The organism is Geopsychrobacter electrodiphilus DSM 16401 (genome assembly GCF_000384395.1).
GTDB classification, from domain to species: Bacteria; Desulfobacterota; Desulfuromonadia; order Desulfuromonadales; family Geopsychrobacteraceae; genus Geopsychrobacter; species Geopsychrobacter electrodiphilus.
Genome location: NZ_ARWE01000001.1, coordinates 2,281,984 through 2,302,338, shown reverse-complemented (window position 1 = coordinate 2,302,338; position 20,355 = coordinate 2,281,984). Strand labels below are relative to the sequence as shown.

Below are 20,355 nucleotides of genomic sequence, written 5' to 3'. Positions count from 1 at the left end.
CTCCTTGCGTAGCTCGTTCAATAATTACAGGAAGTGACGTCTACCGTCAGTCATTCACCCTGGGGTTGGGGGGGGGGCGCAAAAGTTCCAGAATGATAAAATTCATCCCCTGCCAGGGTTCTGATATGGCAAGTCTGACAACCGGTCGGCCCATCCTTCTCCTGATGACAACCCCGGCAATTTTGGTGATAGGCCCCCTTTAACCCGTTTACATCGATATGGAATAGATCCATTTGGCTCTGGCGATGGATCGCCTCGGAGGAGAACGTCTCAGCGGCGTGACAGTCCACACAAGCTACAGTCGCCATCTCTTGCTTTTGAGCGTGACACTTTGCACAGTAAGGATTTACTGTCCCGGTCCCGGTGGTGTGATGATGGCAAACCGAGCAATCCTCGGCGATATCGACGTGTAATTGATGGTTGAATTCGACCGGCTCGTAGTACTTGGATAAAATATCGATAACGATGGTATCAGGAGCATCCATGCCAAAGCTGTTCTCGGCAAATGGCAAAGACATCGCTAAGAGAAAAACACCCATCACCTGCCAACCCGAAGCAACAAACATAGCGCCACGTCTCCTTTAGTGATTCTGGCTGCCGGTCGGTCAACCGTGCTTTACGCTCAAGGCAGCCAGATATTATTGAATACGGTCACCTGCTATCGTTTTAACACTAAGGAGCCAAAACGCTAGTCCTCGTGGTTGATGTAGCGATAAAACATCGGAAAAGTGACGAAAAACGCAATACAAATTAAATACTCCATGCCTTTGATGTAGGTGTAATAGTCAACCAGAGTAAACACCTCGGTGACCTTGCCAATATGTGTGAATAGCTCAAGCATCGTAAGTCTCCTTTCTGGCGCTCGCTAATGCTTCTTGGTAGTGACAGCGCTGTACTTGCTTGCGGGTCTCTTTTCCGCCGCATCCTTGGTCATGTCGAACAGAGCGCGGATTGCAGGCAGCAGTTGAACAACAATCAGCAGAGCACAAACACCTACGAAAACAAGCACCAAGATACCGCTGGTATAGGTCGTTCCTGTGTCCGCCGCCAGTGACGGGGCCACCGCCAGGAGCGCAAGGACTAAACTGGTAAGAATCGTTTTAACGCTTCGCATGGAAACCTCCTTCGGTTGAGTTGAGTTCGGCGCATCCCTGCGCGTCTGATAAGTTCTGAAAGCACAGAGAACTGCTTGATAAATTTCTTCCCGATCTTCATCCCCGGTGGGACTTAAGGCATGATAAAAGATGCCCTCCTTGCGGATTTTACGTAGCAGATTGAGCGGGATCTCATCCGCGACCAAAATGATGGAAAGAAATGGATTGCATTTCTTGAGTAACGGTATCAACTTGACAACGTGCATCTCATTAAATTCCCCGCCCAATACCACCACCTGGATCGAATTATCGAGAATACCTTCCAAGGCGTTGACCACCGCATCCGTTGTCGTCACCCGAAAATCATCTGCGACAAAGAGACGGGCCAACCGGTCCCGTGACTGGCGATTTTCATTGGCAATGAGTAGACCTTGCATGACCACACCCTTTCTTAAATTAACGAACGGATCCCTTTGGTAATGCTCAGTTAGGATGTTCCTCTTTCTTAGGATTGTGAATGAACAAGCCTTTTAACATCCCGACAAACAGCATGGCAGCTGGTATCAATTGAAGAACGATAATCAGAGCAAAAAAACCGAGAAACAGTGTCAGCAGGAAGCTGCCCCCGCCACTCCCAGCGTCTGCCGCGGCGTAAGTGATAGTCGAAAAGCTAGCTAGAACAACCAAGGTATTGCGGATGATGTTTTTCATGACGTCCTCCTTACTGATTAGTCTTACCTTCCTGCTTATTTACTAACGCATCAGTTGTGCCGAAATTTGTTTAGCGCTTATTAAAAATATAACTTACTGTAATTACATGGATTTTCTTAGGTAGCATCTGAGTATTGAGACATGTAGATGGTGTAATTAAATAAAATTTATATACATAGGTAGGGGAGGAGAACCCTGCCCCTTGAGGAGCAGATATCTTTATGTATTTGATTTTACAAGGTATTTGTTTGGGTTAAGTCGGTTTACGAATGAAATGTACATTGAATAAGATTTTTATCTATCTCCTCTTCAGGCACATAGTCTGTGCCGTAGAAATACTGTCGACAAGATGTGGCTCTTATCCGGGTCTAGGTTATAATGTGATTACTTGTTCCTTGGCCTGAAGAATTATCTGAACTGATTTATTGAGGTGCTATTGTGTGAGAACAGCTCGTTTCGTATATGAGTAAGAGTCTGGGGATAGCCGACTATTGAAATCTGTTTATGATGAGATGAAGAGGGAGTAGGAACTGTGATTATGGACAAGCCGAGTAAAGTCTTAGTTATTGATGATGAAGCTGTTATTCGCGAAGGCCTTCGTCAGGCACTTTCTCTGGAGGGGTTTCAAGTCGATCTTGCCTCAAACGGGAAATCCGGCTTGGAAAAGCTGCAGAAAGACGAATTTGATATCGTCATTACCGATTTGAAAATGCCGTTCATCCAGGGCATTGAAGTTTTAAAAGCCGTTCAGATTCTACAGCCCGCCGTACCTGTTATTATAATTACCGGTTACGCAACAGTTGATTCCGCCGTTGAGGCGATGAAAAACGGGGCCTTTGATTATCTGACCAAACCTTTCGAGGCGGACCAGATCGTTCTAAAAGTCAAAGCCGCAGAAAAGCACCGGGCGTTTATTTTGGCGTCGCTTCCGCAGAGTGTAGAACAGATTGTACCCCCCACCTGTGGAAGCATGGTTGGTTCCAGCAAGTCGATGCAGAAGGTTTTTCAACGCTTGATACAGGTTGCCCCGACCAACAGCACGGTGCTCATCCACGGCGAGAGCGGAACCGGAAAGGAACTGGTGGCACGGGCTATTCACAATAACAGTTTACGCAAAGTTCAGCCCTTTGTTGCCGTCGATTGCAACTCCCTTTCGGAAAATTTACTTGAAAGTGAATTGTTCGGCCATGTCAAAGGTTCCTTCACCGGGGCCATTCACGCCAAGCCCGGTCTCTTTACCGTTGCCAGTGGCGGTAGTCTGTTTCTTGACGAAATTTCCAATCTCAGCATGACCACTCAGTCAAAACTGTTGCGGGTACTGCAGCAACGCGAAGTCACTCCGATCGGGGATATCAAGGCAACCAGCATCGACATCCGGCTGATCGCGGCAACCAACAAAAGCCTTGAAGCCATGGTCGAGAAAGGGACATTCCGCGATGATCTCTATTTTCGGCTTAACATCATCCCGATTGACCTTCCTCCGCTCAGAGAACGGCAAGGGGATGTTGCGACGCTGATTAATCACTTCATCCGAAAGTTTTCTGAGGAAATCGGCAAGGAAGTCAAAGGGATTACCCCCGAGGCACAGGTTGCCCTGGAGCACTATAGCTTCCCGGGTAATGTCCGTGAGCTGGAAAACATTATTGAAAGGGCGGTTGTCCTCGCTCAGGGCGAGAAAATCTCCAGAAGTGATCTTGAGCTACCGGTCGACGGGAATGGTTTTGAAGATATACATCTCACTCCACTGAATACTGAAGAGTTAAAAGAGAAGAAGCAGTTGGCCCGGGAGCGGGCAGTTGAGCCGGTTGAAAAGGCGTTTGTGTTTGCCGCGCTCGAAAGAAATAATTGGAGTGTCACCAAAGCTGCAGAGGAGACTGGCATGTTGCGTCCCAACTTTCAGGCCCTGCTGAAAAAGTTTGGTATTTCGGTTAGAAAACACAGGGCCTCTTAAAGAGTTTAGTCCTGTTCAGTATGCTCGCCATCTTCTGAAATAGTACGGCAACTTCTTGTTGCAGAGGAGACATCTTCCCGCTGGAGGGGTAAGGTAATCGTAAATTTGGTCCCTTCATCAATTTGGCTCTGCACCTGAATTTCTCCACCATGATTTTTGATGATTCCGTAGGAAATTGACAGGCCGAGGCCGAAGCCCTTCTCGCCCTTGGTTGAAAAGAATGGATCAAAGATTTTATCCAGATGTTCCTTACTGATGCCGACCCCATTATCGATTATTTTGATGATTATCGACTGGTTCCCTCCGCCCAGCTCAGTTGACAGCTGCAAAACTCCTCGCCCTTCCATCGCCTGGCCAGCATTGATCATCATATTAAAAAATACTTGCTGCACCTGAGCAGAATCGGCGCAAATGTCCGGCAAAGAATCTAAAAACTGACTTTTTACCTTAATGTTATGGAATAACTCCTGCTTGGAAACCAGCTTCAGCGTTTCGTTGAGAATCTGGTTAATGGAGCAGGGTTGTTTCTCGGGGATCGATTCTCGGGAGAACTCGAGCAGTGCGCTAACAATTTTTGCACAACGCCTGGTTTCTGAAACAATCACTTCCAGGTTCTCTTTGACTTGTGGTGATAGGTCAGGAGATTTTATGGCCAGTGAGGAAAACATCAGAATCCCGCTGAGAGGATTGTTAATTTCGTGGGCAATGCCGGCAACCAGTTCCCCCAATGAAGCCAACTTGGCGGCCTGCACCAATTGCGCCTGCATTGCTTTAATCTCCTCGGTCCGATCTGATACCTTACGTTCCAGGGTATTCCCCCATTCACGGAGTTCATTTCTGGACTGAGCAAGGTTCTGCGCCATCTGGTTGAATGACAGGCAAAGCGTTCCGAATTCATTTTGAGGCCAGCTATCGATCCTGGCATCCAGATTGCCCTGACCCAGTTGATATGTATCTTCAAGCAATTTGTTCAGTGGGTTGGAAACATATTTTTTTATGAAAAAATATTGAAAAATGGATAGAACCAGTAACAACAAGGACGCAGATATGAACATATCTGCATAATGATCCAGAGTCATGCTGCTCATCTGGTCGAGTGAGACGACAACGTCGAGTACCCCGAGTTTCTTTTCCCCTGACTTATGGAAATGACACGCAGCGGTATAGCAACTTTCTTCGTTATATATCCCTTTTGTCATCCCCAACACGTTTTTTCCGGTGGCATCGATAAAAGTCCGGCTGCGGTTTTCGGCTGTCGTGTCGAGCAAGGTTGTTTTTTCATTCAAATGACAGAAGGCGCAGCCGGCGGCTTTATTGTTGAGAGCAGTGCCGATTTCATGGTGATCGGTGGAGAAACGGATTACTCCTTCACGGCCGAAAATACGAATTCTCTCGATCCGTTTGATTTGGCCTGCTTCATCAATGACTTGTTGAAGCTGTTCACGATCATCGTTCAGCATCTGATGATAAGTGGTCCGCTGCAATATCTCGTTCAGGGTATCCGCTTCGTAAACGGCCTCGTCTAAAAAGGTTCTCTTCAGTTTGGTGATATGAAAAAAGGTAAAAACGAGCATGGTTATGATCAGGACACCGCAGGAAAAGCAGGTGTACTTGCTAGCCAGTTTAAGGTGCATGTATTCCCTCCTTAATCCGGAGTTGTTGATCGTGCCTGGCACTTTCGCTTAAATCCTGTATTTTTATGGATCAACGCTATTATATTCTGCTATGGGAACCGTTTTTGCTCTGCTGAGAAAGAGGTCTTTGTATTTGAGACCCAATTAATGGCCTAAGACACTCGACCAGTTTTTTGTTCGAGCCAGAATCTCCTCTTGCACTCCTGTCGATTTTGGAGTCAAAGCTTTTCGTGGAATGCGGGCAATCATCGCAGAAACCGACCGAATTCTGACGATATAGACCTTGAATATCGAATGCTTGTTCGGAAAATTGAACTCATGAGTAAAACGGTACTTCGAGGCAGCAAGAGTGAGAGGTTTAAAAAGTTCGGCTGGCTAGGCGTTTCTCAATTTTCCTAAGAATTAGCGGTCTTTCCTCTCAAAAAAAGAAGCCACTGCAGTGATTGCGGTGGCTTCATTTTTTAAACTATGGAGCACGTTGGGTGAGTTATTTCACGTGGCAATCTTTGCATTTGGTCGGTCCGCCAGATTTTGCATGACAACCCTTACATTGTGCGTGAAAAACTTTTTTTGCATCGGGAATCCCCGCTTTGACGCCGTGACAGCTGGTACATTTCGGCGTTTCTAGTCCTTTGTGATGGCACTCGGTGCATTCTGCAATTTTGGACTGGTGCTTTGCATGGGAGAAGGTTACGTCTCCCATCTTGCTACTCAACTTTATTTCTGCCGGACCATCGGCCGCCATAGCTCCCATGACAGTTGCCGTGATACACCCAACGATGAGCAATACGATAAACTTTTTCATGCCGAAATTCCTCCTTGTTTGTTGCCATAAGTCAGGTAGACAGCGGTTCCCTGAAGGCGATTATTAGTAAATCTTCGGTGAAAGGATAGGTTAAAAACCCAGGATTACAAGTACCAAAAGGTAAAATTTTTCTGGTGTAAGATCGTTTAAAAGTTCAAATAAATCAAAGTGTTGCAATATTTGTTGCATCGCAACATAGGTATGGGTTCGGCTAGCTCAGCGCTGGACCTTTTTTTTGCCGGAGTTCCCAGGGGCTTTGATGCACATTCAATGGGATTGCAACATTTTTCTGCCGGTCGATATCGCAAAAAAAGAAGATATTTTTTTCTCCTCGTAACGGCACTAAAAGCCTGAGATGATGGAATCTCTGAATATAATATAAACGAATAACGGAAAAGAGCGAAAATGAGAACGTATGATGTCATCATTATTGGTGGTGGCCCTGCAGGTATTTTTGCCGCCGGGTTTGCTGCGCAGCAGGGGCAAAATGTTTTACTGATCGACAAAAACCGGCGCTGTGGAGCCAAGGTACTGATCACCGGCAAAGGACGCTGTAATGTGACGCATGCCGAGGAGGATCCGCGTCGGTTTGTGGAAGCCTTTGGCCGTAACGGCAAGGCGTTTCTGACCGCCCTTTACGCCTTTGGAGTAAGGGATCTAGTCAGCTTTTTTGAAGAGCGCGGGTTACCGCTGAGGGAGGAGCGCGGAGGGCGCATCTTTCCTGCAGAGGGGGACGCGGCATCGGTGCAGAAGGTTCTTGAAGGATTTCTGCAGGAGACCGGTGTTGAACTGTTGACCTCTTGCCGGGTCGAAAAATTCACGTTTGACAATGGGGAGATCTCTTCGGTCCTGACGCCAAAGGGGGAATTCTCCGCCACCGCATACGTGGTCGCAACCGGTGGGCTCTCCTATCCCGAGACCGGTTGTACCGGTGACGGTTACACTTGGGCCGAACAAAGCGGTCATCACTTGATTCCGCCGGAACCGGCGCTGGTTCCGCTTGTTTTGGATGTTGACTGGACCGCTGAAGTCAATAATTTCAATTTAAAGAACGTACAAGTTCAGGTTGTCCAGCAAGGCAAAGTGCTGGCCGAGCGTTTCGGCGAGGCTTTTTTTACCCGTGAGGGGATCGGTGGCCCGATCATCCTTGACCTCAGCGCTGTCGTACGCGATGCGCTCAAACAGGGGGTGGTCAGCCTCTCCCTCGATCTGAAGCCGGCGCTGGACAGCGAGACCTTCGATCGGCGCTTGCAGCGTGAATTCGCCGAGAATGCCAATCGAAACTTCGCAAACTCCCTCGACGGCCTGCTGCCGAAGGCCTTGATCCCGATCTTTCTGCGACTTTCAACTATTGATCCGCAAAAAAAGTGCCATTCGATTTCGCGCGAGGAACGCCTGCAACTGCTCGGACTCTTCAAGAATCTGGAGCTTCCGGTCAGTGGGGTTGGTGGCTACAAGAAAGCGATTGTTACTTCCGGAGGTGTTTCGCTGAAGGATATCGATATGCGCAGCATGCGCTCGAAAAAGATTGCTAACCTTTATTTTGCCGGTGAAATGATCGATCTGGATGGCCCGACTGGTGGTTTTAATCTGCAGGTTTGCTGGTCAACCGGCTACCTGGCCGGGATCAGTGCGGCGAAGCGGGAATAAAAAAGGGGGCGCCAGTCCTGGCCGCCCCCCGTTCAACATTCCTTTTGCTCTGTTCTTAGATCTGATGCAGAGGGCTCATGGCATGCATCAATGCGTTCTTCTGCCCAACTGTCAGCCCGCCCAGCCCAAGCATGACCGAATCCCGGTTAGCGAGATCAGCGGCGCTGATCGTGGCCATCGAGGCCGGGTCCAGCGGGGCCAGATTGGTCGCCATCTGAACATCGATCAGGTGAACCAGCATCAGGTCGTACTGCAACTGCAGCAGGCTCTTGTCGGGACTCGTGGGGAGCAGGCTTAAGTCGGGAGCGATCGGCATGCTTGCTGGTGAGAGAGCTGAGAGCTGGGTTGTCAACGCGCTGGTGACTGGGGTGTAGCTCATATTTGTGACGGAAGGAAGCAGATTGGTCGCTGCGACCATCATGGTCGACCAATTCTGGAGTGGCCCGCCGATGGTGGTCTGCATCATCCCCAGATTCAAGCCCGCAAGGGTCGTGCCTGTCATCATTGTCCCACCCATCATGCCGCCCATTCCGTTCATGCCACTCGCCATGGTGTCGAGCATAGTGCCGATCTGGGTGCCACCGTCAGTCGCAGTGTTAAAGTCGCCTAAAGCGTTATCTATCGCGGTTTGCATGGTTTCCAGTGCCGTATTAAGTGTGGTCTGGAGCGGCAGGTTCGCCGGGTCGGCGAAGGTCATCTGAAAGGTCTGCCGCGCTGTATGCATGGCGCTCTGCAGAGCGATCATCGCTGTGGTCAGGGTCTGGGTCTGGACGGGGCTTGCGTCAACAACCGGCATGGCCGCAGCGTAACCATGTAACTGGCCCAGCATCTGGCGCTGTTGAGTCCCGGCCATGAAGTTGACCTGCATGGCGGCGAATTGACCGGGGGAGAGGCTGGCCAATGCGGTTGAATTAGCCATGGCCTGGCCCGCTTGATCAAAGGCGTCCGCCAGCAGGGTCGGATCGATGCCGGCGGTCTCCCCGGCCTGCATCATCGCGGTCATTAACTGGGCATTTGCAAGACCGAATTGCCGAGCGGCGGTGTTTGCCGCGGTATCATTCACTGCCGTCTTATTTTCAGCGGCAAAGGTCCGCATGGCGTCGAGCAGGCTGTTCTGGAAGTTGGTCATCTGCGTTGTCGTCGCGCCGTTAGTACCGAGATAGTTAGCGAAAGTCGTGGCGGCTGTTTGGGCTGCCTGACCAAAGTTTGCGGCATCTGCGTCGCTCATGTCGCCAGTGGCAATCATGGTCAGGGGGAACATGGCGCGAAGCGCGGCTTCACCGGTGCTGGTTGCGCCCATCATCGCCTGCAGGGCAGCCTGGGTCTGACGGTGGCTGATTTCACTCACCCCCATCTGCAACTGTTGTCCGGCTGTCGGCGCCGGGGCGAGTGACTGCCGCACTATTGTAGTGCCGTCCATGATCCGGATCATCAGAAATGGGGTGCTGCCGGAGTCAGGGACATTGCTGAACTGAAAGCTGAGTTTGCCGTTCATGTCGCTGGTGGCGTTCATCTGTGCCACCGGCGTTGAACTCGGGACGCCAGCAGCAGAAACGCTGTGGAGCTGCACGGTATAGGCATGATTCGCGGTTAAAGCCATGGCACTGGTGGCGGTCATCACTGAAATCAGCAAGGCCATGCTTAAAAAGGTCCTTATCTTATTCATGTGGTTCTCCCTTAAAAGGATCGGATTCAGGTTTCGGTTCATATTCACTGAGCGCTGCCGCTCAGGGTTGCACCGGTCGTGGCAGGCGTCGTTGAGCCGCCGCCACCGCAGGCGCTCAGCCCTGTGATCAGGACCAATGCCGTTAGTATCACCAGTGCCATGTGCAAAGTTTTGTTCTTCATGGTTTCACCTCTTTAGATGTTTTGGATTGGGTAACTTTTCCGGGACAATCTGTCCCCATTCATCAGGGGCAGACATTCTGCCTCTGGTTGAAAACTATTTCTCATTTTACGATCTTCCAGCTGCCATCAGCGGTACGACAGGCGGTGCCATAGGCGCGGCTTTCTTGACCACCGATGACCACCGTTTGCAGGTATTCGCGGCAATAATCATTTTTGGCGGTCCGGAAGGTTTTTATCGGCGTCAGGCTTCCGCAGTGTTTGTTGTCCGGGTTATTCCAGCTGTTTGTTTCCTGGCTATGATTGTGTTCCAACCCTTCCTGCAAGTTTTGATTCATCGCCAGTCTGTCTGCCTGGTCGAGTGAATGTCCCAACTCCTGACCAATCATGGCCCCGGCCAGTGTGCCGATCGCCACTGCAACCATGCTGCCATGACCGCGTCCGAGATGAGAGCCCAACAAGGCACCCGTCCCTGCCCCTAACAAGACTCCCCCCTGTTCTTTGGGCCCGACTCCGGGGGCACAGCCCGTCAGAATCAGAAGGACCAGCAGGGTCCAGATGAAAGCTCTATTCATGATCTTACTCCTTACGCAATTTTAAAGTATCAGGCCGCTTTTGACGCTTCAGTGTCTTTGACGATCGGTCTCTGGAAAGGTTTACAAAAAAATATGGAATCATGATTTTTTGTTTCAAGGAGACGCCAGAGTGACGTATCAAAAAAATAATTATCTACTGGGTAAACCTTTTATCCCCTTCAAGCGTCAAAGCTATAGATTCCGGTAGTGGCACTGATTTTCGTGATCTGAGTCAGTAGAATTGTTTCTCATGCAACATTGACGTACGAGGAAGAGGCGGATACGCTCTCTCGATGGATGCAGGTACCGAAAAAATTCTTTTGGCTCAGCTTCAGGCTGGAGATGAGAGCAGCTTCGAGGCGCTGGTCAACGCTAATTCAGCCCGCCTGATCGGGATGGCCTGGCGTATGGTCGGTAACCGCGAAGATGCCGAAGATCTGGCTCAGGAAGCTTTTATCCGGCTGCATAAGAATATTGCGAAGTTTCGTGGAGAGAGCAGCCTGTCGACCTGGCTGTACCAGATCCTCAGTCGTCTGGCGATTGATCATCTACGGCGGCAGAAGCTGAAGCAGAAGATTTTTTTCTTGCGCAACACTGAGGATGATCAGGATCCGTTGGAGCAGGCGGCCGATCCGGGTGCGAATCCGGGGGAAATCTACCTGGCCGGGGAGGCGGGACGAACAATGACCAAGGCGATGGATAAACTTCCGGCGCGACAGCGGATGGTTTTTATCCTGCGGCATCATGAAGGGATGCCGCTCAAGGAGATCGCCAGCGTCCTTGAGCTTGAAGTCGGGACGGTTAAGGCCCATCTTCACCGCGCCATCCATTTTTTGCGGAACGAGTTAAAAGACCTGCAAGGAGGTCTATCATGACCAGCAAAACACAATTAAACGCCTGCCCGACAGAGCAGCTCAGCCTGTTTCATTTTGGTGACCTCGATGACGCAGACAAGCTGCAGGTCGAACAACACCTGCAAACGTGTTCTCTCTGCCGTAGCGAACTTGCCGAAATACGGAAATTTTTAAATCTGGTGCCGACAGGCGTGCCCGAACTCACAGACGGTGAGCTGACGAATTTCAGTGCCCGCGTTATGAAAAAGTTGCCTCAGCGGCGTCGTTTCAGTCGACCTGCACTGGGCTGGGCATTGGCAGGAGCTCTGGTTATGACATTGACCCTGAACCTGCGGCAGCAGATAGAACCGCCTGTCCCCGTGGTCACAACTCAGGTCGCCGAGCAGGAGGTGCTGGATCAGTTTGAACTTCTGCAGAATCTCGATCTGCTGGAAAACCTCGATCTGCTGCAACAACTCGCCAGCCAGGGGTAACCGGATGAGAAAAAGTTTTTGCCTGTATTGGCTGGTGCTCTGCCTCATGTTTTTCCCGGTGCATCGAGCCCTTGCTGCCGAACAGGGTGACGAACAAAAAAAAGAGCCGAAGGCTCAGGTCAGTGCGGAGGATCAGCAGGTCATCGCACATTTGGAGCTTTTACAGCAGATGGACATGTTGAAAGATTTAAACCTACTGAGCGCCGGGGAGGAGAAAAAATGAAAAAAATTCGGATGATAATCTTCCTCGGGATGTTGCTTCTGCCCATTCATGCGCTGGGCGCTGATTCAGCTACGCAGGGAGCTAAAGAACCCCTGGTTAGCCAGACCTCTGAGGCCCAACTTCTTCAGCGCTGGCAGCAGCTGTCGCCGGAGCAGCGGCAAGCCCTGCGCGAGCGTTACCAGCAGTACCAGCAGTTGCCCCCGGAGCAGCGGCAGCAATTGCGTCAACGGTTGCAGCGCTTTAAGGCACTGGATCTTCAGCAACAGCAACGGATTCAGGAACGCTTCAAGCGCTGGCAAGCCTTGTCCCCCGAACGGCGCGAGCAATTGCGTCAGACGTATCAGAACTTCAGAAAACTGACTCCAGAACAACGACAGCAACTGCGTAAGGAGCTGGAGCAGTTGAAAGATCTGCCTGAGGCCGAGCGCGCCGAGCGTGCCCGGCAACTGCGGCAAAATTACATGGGCGGCCAGCACAATATGGGACCGGCAGGGGGAATGCAACGCCTGCCGATGCGGCGTATGGGTCACTAGGAAGAAATGAAACCTTGAAAGGACTGTATATGAAAACTTGGAAGTACCTGACCCTCAGGAGCGGATTACTATTGATTATCCCCAGTCTTCTCTTTTGCCTTTCAACCAGCGCACTGGGCGCATCCAACCCTCAGTTCTCGGTGAGTCTCGGGTTTGACTTTGCCAGCGGTAACTACGGCACGTCTCAGACGACCGACAGTTACAGTATCCCCCTGATCATCGGCTACTACCCCAGTGAACGTCTCGATTTCTCGCTGGAGATCCCCTATCTTTATCAGGATGCCGGTTCGACCGTTTCTCTGGGAGGGACGCGTTTCCCGATGCAGACCTCCGGGAGCATGACGGGGGGTACTTCTGGAAGTGGCATGGGCGGCATGGGTAGCGGGACAACCACCAGCACCAGCCAAACCAAATCGCAAACTGGTCTCGGAGATGTCACCCTGACGACCGGTTATACGTTGTTTCCAGAATCCGACACTACTCCGATGCTTCGTCCTCTGGTTTATCTCAAGTTCCCTACAGCTGATAAAAACAAAGGGCTCGGAACCGGCGCCTTCGATTTTGGCGCTGGGCTCAGTGTTGGCAAGGTTTTCGGCGACTGGTCCCTGTATGCCGAGGCACTCTATGTAACGCCCGGCTCGACGACGGCCTACAATCCGGATAACTACTGGACTTATCAGGGCTCCGTTCGCTACCAGTTGACCCGAAAACTGGATGCCGGGCTCGCACTCTCCGGGGCGACCGCCGCCTTTGCTGGCAATCCCGATGAGCTGGAGGTGCAGCTGCAGACCCGCTACCGGGTGTCGCAACAGGGGAGCATCGGCGCCTATCTTGGGCAGGGCTTAAGTGACAGCAGCCCCGATTATACTGCTGGATTTTACGGGGCGATCAGTTTCTAAAACTACAAGCGAACTCTCCGTTCATTTTGGGACGCCGGTGTCCCGCTGCGTTACAGTGGTCTTTATCTGCCTGAGTGAGGGTGAGGTCGGTCATCCGGCCTGACCCGTCTTTTGCTGCTTCAGGCAAGCTATTAATTTAATTATCTCTTTTTAAACCTGGCGGATTCAATTCGCTAGTGCAACCGGTGGATTGATTCCAAAAAATACCTGATTGGGGGTTTTAAATCCAAGGCATTTTCTGGGGCGGTTGTTGAGTTTGTTCATCACTCTCTGAATCTCTTCGTCAGTCACTTCAGCGAGATCCTTGCCTTTTGGGAAGAACTGGCGAATAAGGCCATTGGTGTTCTCGTTTAAGCCGCGTTCCCACGAATGATAAGGGTGCGCAAAATAACCGCTAGACTGAAGCATCTCGTCAATGTCCAGATGCAAGGCAAACTCTTTCCCGTTGTCGTAAGTCAACGTTTTCACGTGTGAGGCCAGCGGTAGTAATCGTTTCACTATGACAGCCCGAACCTTTTTTGCTGTCCGATCGGGTGCCTTGCCAATCATGCTCCAACGGGTCTTGCGTTCCACGAGGGTAACCAAAACAGCGCTGCCTTGTTTGCCAATGACCGTATCGGCTTCCCAATCACCGACTCGACTCCGTTCGTTGACCACCTCTGGTCGTTCGTCGATCGAAACGCGCCCTTTGAGCTGGCCACGACGATCTGGCGCACCGTAACGCTTTTTACGTTGTTTCTGACAGCGCAGATATCGGTAGATGTCACCACCAGCCCGCTTGTCACGAAGAACATATTGATAAATCCACTCGGGACTAACATGGAGACATTCTTCCTGCCGCAGCCAATAGCTGACCTGCTCTGGACTCCAGTATTCGCGGGTCAACTGCTCGACGCGCGCCCAGGACTCGCGAGTGATACGGCAAGTGACCTTTTCCTGACGACGACTTACAGCAAGACCATCAGCCTGCTTGGGTCTGTAGCCTCTCAACCCACAATTGCGTGCCATCTCCCGGCCAATGGTGGATTTATGGCGGCCAAGAACCTTGGCCATTTGCGCCTTCGATTGACCGGCTGTTTTCAAGGCGGAAATCTGATATCTTTCTTCTCGGGTAAGCTGTGTGTAGTGCATCATCGCGCTCCTCTAACTTTGGTCGGTGAAAGAAGCCGTGAGCCTACCGCAGCTTATCCTTCAAACCAAACTATTAGAGTTGCACTTACAACTTGAATCCGGGCCTGAGTTTGTTCCAAGGCTCGGTATTTTTTTACCCTTGACTCTGGACTATAGTCCAGGGTTTAAGCTCGAGACATCAGATAGACAGAACTCGCTGTTTTCACCTTGAACATGGAGGAACTGGATGCATCATTCTTTAACCATCGGCCGGCTGGCAAAGGAGGCTGAAGTCTCCATCGACAGTATTCGTTTTTATGAGCGGCGGGGGCTGCTGGCCGAGCCACTGCGGACCGAATCGAACTACCGGGTTTATCCGTTGGAAACCGCGACCCGGCTGCGTTTCATCAAAAAAGCCCAGAACCTGGGCTTCTCCCTGAATGAAATCCAGGAGTTGCTGGAGTTGCAACAGAATCCCGTGGCCAGGAGGTCAGAGGTGAAAGCGAAGACCGCCGATAAAATCAGGGCGATACGCTTGAAAATTAAAGATTTGAGCCGGATGCTCGGGGTGCTGGAGCACCTGAACGCTGCCTGTGACGGGCTTGGTTCAATTGATGAGTGCCCGATCCTTGAGGGTCTGGCCGCAGATGACTGCCAAAAATGTCATCATTAGCAAGAGCGAGGTGGACATATGAACCTGACATTAATAAATATCCTCTGGTATCTGGCAATCGGCGCGTTTTTTATCATGATGATGAGGAACGGCGGTTGCTGTGGTGGGCACAAGAAGGAACAGAAGCAGGACAGCAAGGATAACAGAGTAGAGCATAAGTAAGAGTCCGTCTTTGCCTGGTTATCAGCGAAACGTCAAACAACTTCAATACCAACAATAGGAGATCATCATGAAAAGAGTATTTTTCACCGCAATTCTGGTCAGTTTCTTCATAGGGACCACCGCCCTCTCCAGCATGGCTGCAGCTGAGCACCAAGACCACCGTCCTTGCGGGATGCAACCTTCCGCGACAGCCACCCCAGGAATGATGGGCCAGCAGGGGAAGGGCCAGATGCCCTGCATGGCTGAGCAGTCCTCATGTTCCAAGACGAAGAAGAGGGGCATGATGGGCATGATGGGTGATGGGATGGGCGGCATGATGGGCGCAGGCATGGGTAAGATGATGGGCGCCGGGAAAATGGGCATGATGCAACAGCGGATGGTCCACATGTTCTACCTTGATCGTGCCGAAGAACTGGGGCTCTCTCCTGAGCAGGTTGGTAAACTCAAAGCGCTCCATTCAGAATGCCGCAAGGACAATATCCGCAACGCCGCTGAAGCAAAAATTGCCCGAATGGACCTGGCCGATCTGCTGGACAGTGACAACTGGTCGCTGAAAGATGCCGAGCCCCTGGTTCGCAAAGTGCAGAAACTTGAAGGCGATATTCAGGTCCGTCATCTCCAGGCGATAAGCGCGGCTCGCAAGGTGTTGACAGCTGAACAGCTTAAACAGTCCCTTGCTGAGCACACACCTGACGACCCCGAAAGCCTCTTTCAATAAACCTCATTTCCAAAACTGAAAGGTTTGCGTTATGCAAGACCCCGTTTGTGGCATGCAGGTGACCTCCGAGTCGAAAGGCGGCACAGCCCAATGGCAGGAAGAAACCTTCCGCTTCTGTTCGGACAAGTGTCGGGTGAAGTTCGTCGCTGATCCCGAGCACTATCTGCACCCGGAACCACCTACTGTAGATGAGGTTGCTGCTGTAACCGAAGCCATTTACAGCTGCCCGATGCACCCGGAGGTGGAGCAGCAGGGGCCTGGATCTTGCCCGAAATGCGGCATGGCGTTGGAAAAGCTGAGCTCACCGCAGCAGGCGACACGCACCGAATACAGCTGCCCGATGCATCCCGAAGTAGTGCAGGCGACTCCGGGCAGTTGCCCCAAGTGCGGTATGGCGCTCGAAAGCCGGACTTTATCGCTGGAGGATGAGGAAAATCCGGAATATGCCGATATGCGCAGACGTTTCATCTTTGCGGCGATCTTCTCGCTGCCGCTGGTCATCATCGCCATGCGTGACATGCTCCCCGGTGGACAGTGGCTTGAAACCCTCGCCTCAGGCCGGGTGTTCAACTGGCTTGAGATGCTGCTCGCCACACCGGTGGTCGTCTGGGCCGGCTTCCCCTTTTATGTCCGGGCCATCCAGTCGCTAAAAAATAAAAGTCTGAACATGTTCACCCTGATCGGCCTGGGGGTTTCGGTTGCCTATGGCTACAGCCTGGTCGGAGTCCTGGTGCCGCAGATCTTCCCGGCCAACATGCGCGGAGCCGACGGTGCGGTGGGGGTCTATTTTGAGGCTGCCGCGGTGATCGTCACCCTGATTCTATTGGGGCAGATGCTCGAACTGAGCGCCCGCAGTCGCACCGGTGCAGCGATCAAGGCGCTGCTCGGGCTCTCGCCCAAGACCGCGTGCCGGGTCAATGCCGACGGCAGCGATGAGGACATCCCCCTCGACCAGGTGCAGGCCGGCGATCACTTGCGTATTCGACCGGGAGAGAAAGTCCCGGTCGATGGTCAGGTTGTTGAAGGGAACAGCAGCGTCGATGAGTCGATGATTTCGGGTGAACCACTGCCGGTCACCAAGGAGGCGGGGGATAAGCTGATCGGTGCGACCATCAACAGCAGTGGCAGCCTGATCATGCGGGCCGAGATGGTCGGCAACGAAACCCTGCTGGCACGAATTGTTCAAATGGTGGCCGATGCCCAGCGTTCGCGCGCGCCGATCCAGAAACTGGCCGACCAGGTCGCCGGATATTTCGTGCCGGTTGTTATCTCATGCGCCCTGCTGGCTTTTGGCGTCTGGATGCTGGTCGGTCCCGAACCGCGCCTGGCTTACGCGCTGATCGCGGCGGTTTCCGTGCTGATTATCGCCTGTCCCTGTGCCCTGGGGCTGGCGACGCCTATGTCAATCATGGTTGCCACCGGTAAGGGCGCCGGCATGGGGATACTGTTCAAAAACGCCGAAGCGATCGAAACCCTGCGCAAAGTCACGACCCTGGTGGTTGATAAAACCGGCACCCTGACCCTGGGGAAACCGAAGCTGACCGCCGTGATTCCGGCCGGAGAAACAGAGGAAAAGCGCCTGCTTTTTCTCGCCGCAAGTCTCGAGAAAAACAGCGAACATCCCCTGGCTGCGGCTCTGGTAGCCGGGGCTGGTGATCAGGGGGTGACCCTGGTCGAAGCCGAGGGATTTGAATCCCATACCGGGAAAGGGGTCTCAGGCAAGGTTGATGATGTCGAGATTCTCCTTGGCAATGTCAAACTGCTACAAGACAATTCTATCGATTGCTCTGCTCTATCAACCCAAGCCGAACAGATGAGCAGCGAGGGCCAGACCGTGATGTATCTTGCCGTTGCTGGCAAGTTCGCCGGTCTGCTGGTGGTCTCCGATCCGATCAAGGAATCGACGCCCGAAGCGATACGCCAGCTGCATGCCGAGGGGATCAAGATCGTCATGCTCACCGGTGACAACCGTGCGACCGCTGAAGCCGTCGGCAAACAGCTCGGCATCGATGAAATCATTGCGGAGGTATTGCCGGATGAAAAGGCGGCGGTGGTGAAGAAATTTCAGGACGCCGGCGAACTGGTGGCTATGGCCGGTGACGGCATCAACGATGCCCCGGCACTGGCGCTTGCCGAAGTCGGGATCGCCATGGGCACCGGCACCGATGTCGCCATGGAATCGGCTGGCGTGACCCTGGTCAAGGGGGATCTGACCGGCATCATCCGGGCGCGCAAGCTCAGTCGCGCAACCATGAGCAACATCCGCCAGAATCTTTTCTTCGCCTTTATCTACAACTCTCTCGGGGTGCCGCTGGCCGCAGGGGTACTTTATCCGGTCTTCGGCATTATGCTCAGCCCGGTGATCGCGGCGGCGGCCATGAGTTTGAGCTCGGTGTCGGTGGTGAGCAACGCTCTCAGGCTTCGGACCGCTAAAATAGATTAGTTTTAGAGTCCGGGTGAGTTTGTGAGCCCGTCTTTAAGCCAAAGACAAACATGAATGGACCACCTCATTTTACCGAGATGGCCCATTCACGTTTAATAAATCATTCCAGCTATAAAAAAATTGATTTCTAGAAGTTCAGAGTCAGATTCAGGCCGCCGACGAATTCGCTGCCGATAGGGTTGGGCGAATTTTTTGCGGTGTCACTCAGGGCATTCGAATAGATGATGCTGGGGCTGATGCTGATTTGATCGGTGATTGCGTAGGCCCCGGACAGGCTCAATTCGTAGTTGTGCAGGGCGCTGTAGTTGCCGACGGCGTAGTCACTTTTCTGGTTATAGCTGATCAGCCCTCCCAGGCTGAGGCTGAAGTCTTTACTGATCTCTAGATCGTGACTGATCGCCAGGGTGTAGTACAGCCCGGTCTCCTGCGCCTGGTCATAGTCGTAATAGACAGTCAGGGTCGGTGACAGCAAGGTTTTCAGGCTGAGGCCCAGATAGAGTTCATTGGTATCAGACGCACCGTCCAGAGCGTAGAAGATGTTGCCCACGCTTAAGGCCAATTTATCGTTTAAATCAGTAGAATAGTCGATGGTGAAATCGGTTTCATTCAACTCGCTGCTGCGTAAATCCAGATTACTCCAGTAACTGAGGGTCACACCATGGGCGCTGAGGTCCATGCCCCCCTGGGCAACGGCTTTACCATTACTGAGATCGAATCCACGCCACAGGTATTTGCTGCTGATGCCGGCGTAGGCATCGCCCTCAACCTTGATGGCAGCGCTGGCAGTTGCAGCCGGAATAGTGACGCTGGCCAAAACCAGCAGGGCGAAAAGGGCGACAATAGATTTTTGGGTTTTCATGTGGTTCTGCTCCTTTAAATTTGCGACAATGCCGCATTGATAGAGTCGGCCAGATCAGCAAGATCTGCCGGATGATGTGGCGTATTTTTTTTAAAAAAAAAGGTGCTCTGACCTTCATGTGGAAGGTCAGAGCACCTTTGCTCTTTGATTCAGGGTTACGGCAGGACATCATCGTTCTGCTACCCGGGTTACTTTTCTTCTTGGGTCTGTCGGGGCATTGTCGGTTAACTACTCGAATCTGTCCGACGGATTATGCCTGTGGATCATGGCAGTCAACAAAGCAGACTTCGTGCCATTTTTAAATGGCCTGTTTTGCGGATACTGATCGTTGTTGTCCCAGGATGCCTGCTGTAAATTTAGGCAGATAAGGTCGCGGGTGTGCAGGAGCTATGCAACAGACAAGCGTTGGTCTGCTTTTTCGTCCTGAAGGGCTTAAACCCCGGCGGGTCCGGGTATCACATAGAGCAGAATCGCGAAAAAATGCAAGGTGCTGCCAGCCATGACAAACAGGTGCCAGACCATATGGTTGTAGGGCATGCGCTCCCAGGCGTAAAAGATAACGCCGCCGGTGTAGGCCAGTCCACCTGCGAGTAACAAGATCAACCCGCCGGGTTCAACGTGGGTTAACATCGGCCGTGCTGCGATGACCACGACCCAGCCCATGGCAATGTAGAGCAGGGTCGAAAGGCCAGCGATTTTTCGCGGGATGAAAATCTTGCACAGGATACCGGTGATGGCCAGGCCCCAGGTGGTGCCGAAGAGTGACCAGCCCCATGGCCCGCGCAGGCTGATCAGGGCGAAGGGGGTATAGGTGCCGGCGATCAACAGATAGATCGCGGCATGATCGAAGATCCGCAGAATCCGTTTGGGACCAGCCATCGGGATGCTGTGGTAGAGGGTCGAGGCCGTATAGGAAAAGACCAGGGTGACGCCAAAAATGCTGCAGGAAACCAGATGCCATCGGTTGCCATAGCGCTCCGAAAAATAGAGCATCACCACCAGGCCGATAATGGCAAGCAGGATCCCGATACCATGGGTCACGCTGTTGGCGATCTCTTCACCGAATCCGTAGGCCGGTTTTTTCCCTAGATCTTCCATCGCGTGAATCCTCTCTGGTCATATCTGTTATCTTCTTGTAACATG

Annotated in this window: 23 protein-coding genes; 11 read left to right on the top strand and 12 right to left on the bottom strand. The window is 52.1% G+C overall.

Annotation, left to right across the window (positions count from 1 at the left end):
* Positions 1-50: 50 nt before the first annotated feature.
* The 4 genes from D888_RS0110900 to D888_RS0110885 form a co-directional block, all read right to left on the bottom strand.
* On the bottom strand, positions 51-566 hold the full coding sequence (locus D888_RS0110900) for a cytochrome c3 family protein (protein ID WP_020676592.1): 516 nt from the start codon (positions 564-566) through the stop codon (positions 51-53).
* Positions 567-688: 122 nt separating this feature from the next.
* Complete coding sequence (locus tag D888_RS24340) at positions 689-841, bottom strand: hypothetical protein (protein ID WP_020676591.1); 153 nt, start codon at positions 839-841, stop codon at positions 689-691.
* Between the two features lie 24 nt (positions 842-865).
* The gene (locus D888_RS24765) at positions 866-1,531 is read right to left on the bottom strand and encodes a hypothetical protein (protein ID WP_020676590.1); all 666 of its coding nucleotides are present in this window, start codon (positions 1,529-1,531) and stop codon (positions 866-868) included.
* 46 nt (positions 1,532-1,577) lie between these two features.
* The gene (locus tag D888_RS0110885; protein WP_020676589.1) at positions 1,578-1,805 is read right to left on the bottom strand and encodes a hypothetical protein; all 228 of its coding nucleotides are present in this window, start codon (positions 1,803-1,805) and stop codon (positions 1,578-1,580) included.
* Positions 1,806-2,343: 538 nt separating this feature from the next.
* Here D888_RS0110885 and D888_RS0110880 point away from each other — a divergent pair.
* The gene (locus D888_RS0110880; RefSeq protein WP_020676588.1) at positions 2,344-3,756 is read left to right on the top strand and encodes a sigma-54-dependent transcriptional regulator; all 1,413 of its coding nucleotides are present in this window, start codon (positions 2,344-2,346) and stop codon (positions 3,754-3,756) included.
* Positions 3,757-3,761: 5 nt separating this feature from the next.
* Here the strand turns inward: D888_RS0110880 and D888_RS21410 are convergent, their stop codons facing one another.
* Positions 3,762-5,390 (bottom strand): ATP-binding protein, encoded by a 1,629-nt coding sequence (locus D888_RS21410; RefSeq protein WP_020676587.1) that lies wholly within the window; start codon positions 5,388-5,390, stop codon positions 3,762-3,764.
* Between the two features lie 487 nt (positions 5,391-5,877).
* A complete protein-coding gene (locus tag D888_RS0110870) occupies positions 5,878-6,195 on the bottom strand; it encodes a cytochrome c3 family protein (RefSeq protein WP_020676586.1) in 318 nt (105 codons plus the stop codon).
* A gap of 405 nt (positions 6,196-6,600) precedes the next feature.
* Between D888_RS0110870 and D888_RS0110865 the strand changes: the two genes are divergently transcribed.
* Positions 6,601-7,845 (top strand): BaiN/RdsA family NAD(P)/FAD-dependent oxidoreductase, encoded by a 1,245-nt coding sequence (locus D888_RS0110865; protein WP_020676584.1) that lies wholly within the window; start codon positions 6,601-6,603, stop codon positions 7,843-7,845.
* Between the two features lie 55 nt (positions 7,846-7,900).
* On the opposite strand, the gene D888_RS0110860 is transcribed toward D888_RS0110865, so the two are convergent.
* From D888_RS0110860 to D888_RS0110850, 3 genes are all read right to left on the bottom strand, one after another.
* A complete protein-coding gene (locus D888_RS0110860; protein ID WP_020676583.1) occupies positions 7,901-9,511 on the bottom strand; it encodes a hypothetical protein in 1,611 nt (536 codons plus the stop codon).
* Between the two features lie 44 nt (positions 9,512-9,555).
* Positions 9,556-9,693, bottom strand: coding sequence for a hypothetical protein (locus tag D888_RS24000; RefSeq protein WP_020676582.1), 138 nt, complete (start codon positions 9,691-9,693; stop codon positions 9,556-9,558).
* 101 nt (positions 9,694-9,794) lie between these two features.
* Entirely contained in the window at positions 9,795-10,265 is a 471-nt protein-coding gene (locus D888_RS0110850; protein WP_020676581.1) for an RT0821/Lpp0805 family surface protein, read from the bottom strand.
* A gap of 293 nt (positions 10,266-10,558) precedes the next feature.
* On the opposite strand from D888_RS0110850, the gene D888_RS0110845 reads away from it, so the two are divergent.
* The 5 genes from D888_RS0110845 to D888_RS0110825 are packed head-to-tail and all read left to right on the top strand — an operon-like array spanning position 10,559 to position 13,247.
* Positions 10,559-11,140, top strand: coding sequence for an RNA polymerase sigma factor (locus D888_RS0110845; protein ID WP_020676580.1), 582 nt, complete (start codon positions 10,559-10,561; stop codon positions 11,138-11,140).
* Positions 11,137-11,592, top strand: coding sequence for an anti-sigma factor family protein (locus tag D888_RS0110840; RefSeq protein WP_020676579.1), 456 nt, complete (start codon positions 11,137-11,139; stop codon positions 11,590-11,592). Before D888_RS0110845 ends, D888_RS0110840 begins: the two co-directional genes overlap by 4 nt.
* A gap of 4 nt (positions 11,593-11,596) precedes the next feature.
* Complete coding sequence (locus D888_RS0110835; protein ID WP_020676578.1) at positions 11,597-11,815, top strand: hypothetical protein; 219 nt, start codon at positions 11,597-11,599, stop codon at positions 11,813-11,815.
* Positions 11,812-12,348, top strand: coding sequence for a DUF3106 domain-containing protein (locus tag D888_RS21405; protein WP_020676577.1), 537 nt, complete (start codon positions 11,812-11,814; stop codon positions 12,346-12,348). Before D888_RS0110835 ends, D888_RS21405 begins: the two co-directional genes overlap by 4 nt.
* Before the next feature lie 29 nt (positions 12,349-12,377).
* Positions 12,378-13,247 carry a transporter gene (locus D888_RS0110825; protein WP_083928839.1) on the top strand — a complete coding sequence of 290 codons (870 nt, stop codon included), beginning with the start codon at positions 12,378-12,380 and terminating at the stop codon, positions 13,245-13,247.
* A gap of 165 nt (positions 13,248-13,412) precedes the next feature.
* Here the strand turns inward: D888_RS0110825 and D888_RS0110820 are convergent, their stop codons facing one another.
* A complete protein-coding gene (locus D888_RS0110820; RefSeq protein ID WP_020675961.1) occupies positions 13,413-14,378 on the bottom strand; it encodes an IS30 family transposase in 966 nt (321 codons plus the stop codon).
* Positions 14,379-14,604: 226 nt separating this feature from the next.
* Here D888_RS0110820 and D888_RS21400 point away from each other — a divergent pair, with 226 nt between their 5' ends.
* The 4 genes from D888_RS21400 to D888_RS0110800 all read left to right on the top strand — a co-directional run bounded on the left by D888_RS21400 (position 14,605) and on the right by D888_RS0110800 (position 18,353).
* A complete protein-coding gene (locus D888_RS21400) occupies positions 14,605-15,030 on the top strand; it encodes a MerR family transcriptional regulator (RefSeq protein ID WP_020676575.1) in 426 nt (141 codons plus the stop codon).
* 18 nt (positions 15,031-15,048) lie between these two features.
* Positions 15,049-15,192, top strand: a complete 144-nt coding sequence (locus tag D888_RS24335; protein WP_020676574.1) for a hypothetical protein — start codon at positions 15,049-15,051, stop codon at positions 15,190-15,192.
* A 67-nt stretch (positions 15,193-15,259) separates the two neighbouring features.
* Positions 15,260-15,910 (top strand): Spy/CpxP family protein refolding chaperone, encoded by a 651-nt coding sequence (locus D888_RS0110805; protein ID WP_020676573.1) that lies wholly within the window; start codon positions 15,260-15,262, stop codon positions 15,908-15,910.
* 31 nt (positions 15,911-15,941) lie between these two features.
* Positions 15,942-18,353, top strand: coding sequence for a heavy metal translocating P-type ATPase (locus D888_RS0110800; protein ID WP_020676572.1), 2,412 nt, complete (start codon positions 15,942-15,944; stop codon positions 18,351-18,353).
* Between the two features lie 127 nt (positions 18,354-18,480).
* Here the strand turns inward: D888_RS0110800 and D888_RS0110795 are convergent, their stop codons facing one another.
* Together D888_RS0110795 and trhA are read right to left on the bottom strand one after the other, a co-directional pair.
* Positions 18,481-19,212, bottom strand: a complete 732-nt coding sequence (locus tag D888_RS0110795; protein WP_020676571.1) for a TorF family putative porin — start codon at positions 19,210-19,212, stop codon at positions 18,481-18,483.
* A gap of 432 nt (positions 19,213-19,644) precedes the next feature.
* On the bottom strand, positions 19,645-20,310 hold the full coding sequence (gene trhA, locus D888_RS0110790) for a PAQR family membrane homeostasis protein TrhA (RefSeq protein WP_020676570.1): 666 nt from the start codon (positions 20,308-20,310) through the stop codon (positions 19,645-19,647).
* Positions 20,311-20,355: the final 45 nt, after the last annotated feature.

Coding starts and splice junctions, on each gene's coding strand:
- D888_RS0110900 (WP_020676592.1), bottom strand. CDS start 566: ATGTTTGTTGCTTCGGGTTGGCAGGTGATGGGTGTTTTTCTCTTAGCG.
- D888_RS24340 (WP_020676591.1), bottom strand. CDS start 841: ATGCTTGAGCTATTCACACATATTGGCAAGGTCACCGAGGTGTTTACT.
- D888_RS24765 (WP_020676590.1), bottom strand. CDS start 1,531: ATGCAAGGTCTACTCATTGCCAATGAAAATCGCCAGTCACGGGACCGG.
- D888_RS0110885 (WP_020676589.1), bottom strand. CDS start 1,805: ATGAAAAACATCATCCGCAATACCTTGGTTGTTCTAGCTAGCTTTTCG.
- D888_RS0110880 (WP_020676588.1), top strand. CDS start 2,344: ATGGACAAGCCGAGTAAAGTCTTAGTTATTGATGATGAAGCTGTTATT.
- D888_RS21410 (WP_020676587.1), bottom strand. CDS start 5,390: ATGCACCTTAAACTGGCTAGCAAGTACACCTGCTTTTCCTGCGGTGTC.
- D888_RS0110870 (WP_020676586.1), bottom strand. CDS start 6,195: ATGAAAAAGTTTATCGTATTGCTCATCGTTGGGTGTATCACGGCAACT.
- D888_RS0110865 (WP_020676584.1), top strand. CDS start 6,601: ATGAGAACGTATGATGTCATCATTATTGGTGGTGGCCCTGCAGGTATT.
- D888_RS0110860 (WP_020676583.1), bottom strand. CDS start 9,511: ATGAATAAGATAAGGACCTTTTTAAGCATGGCCTTGCTGATTTCAGTG.
- D888_RS24000 (WP_020676582.1), bottom strand. CDS start 9,693: ATGAAGAACAAAACTTTGCACATGGCACTGGTGATACTAACGGCATTG.
- D888_RS0110850 (WP_020676581.1), bottom strand. CDS start 10,265: ATGAATAGAGCTTTCATCTGGACCCTGCTGGTCCTTCTGATTCTGACG.
- D888_RS0110845 (WP_020676580.1), top strand. CDS start 10,559: ATGGATGCAGGTACCGAAAAAATTCTTTTGGCTCAGCTTCAGGCTGGA.
- D888_RS0110840 (WP_020676579.1), top strand. CDS start 11,137: ATGACCAGCAAAACACAATTAAACGCCTGCCCGACAGAGCAGCTCAGC.
- D888_RS0110835 (WP_020676578.1), top strand. CDS start 11,597: ATGAGAAAAAGTTTTTGCCTGTATTGGCTGGTGCTCTGCCTCATGTTT.
- D888_RS21405 (WP_020676577.1), top strand. CDS start 11,812: ATGAAAAAAATTCGGATGATAATCTTCCTCGGGATGTTGCTTCTGCCC.
- D888_RS0110825 (WP_083928839.1), top strand. CDS start 12,378: ATGAAAACTTGGAAGTACCTGACCCTCAGGAGCGGATTACTATTGATT.
- D888_RS0110820 (WP_020675961.1), bottom strand. CDS start 14,378: ATGCACTACACACAGCTTACCCGAGAAGAAAGATATCAGATTTCCGCC.
- D888_RS21400 (WP_020676575.1), top strand. CDS start 14,605: ATGCATCATTCTTTAACCATCGGCCGGCTGGCAAAGGAGGCTGAAGTC.
- D888_RS24335 (WP_020676574.1), top strand. CDS start 15,049: ATGAACCTGACATTAATAAATATCCTCTGGTATCTGGCAATCGGCGCG.
- D888_RS0110805 (WP_020676573.1), top strand. CDS start 15,260: ATGAAAAGAGTATTTTTCACCGCAATTCTGGTCAGTTTCTTCATAGGG.
- D888_RS0110800 (WP_020676572.1), top strand. CDS start 15,942: ATGCAAGACCCCGTTTGTGGCATGCAGGTGACCTCCGAGTCGAAAGGC.
- D888_RS0110795 (WP_020676571.1), bottom strand. CDS start 19,212: ATGAAAACCCAAAAATCTATTGTCGCCCTTTTCGCCCTGCTGGTTTTG.
- trhA (WP_020676570.1), bottom strand. CDS start 20,310: ATGGAAGATCTAGGGAAAAAACCGGCCTACGGATTCGGTGAAGAGATC.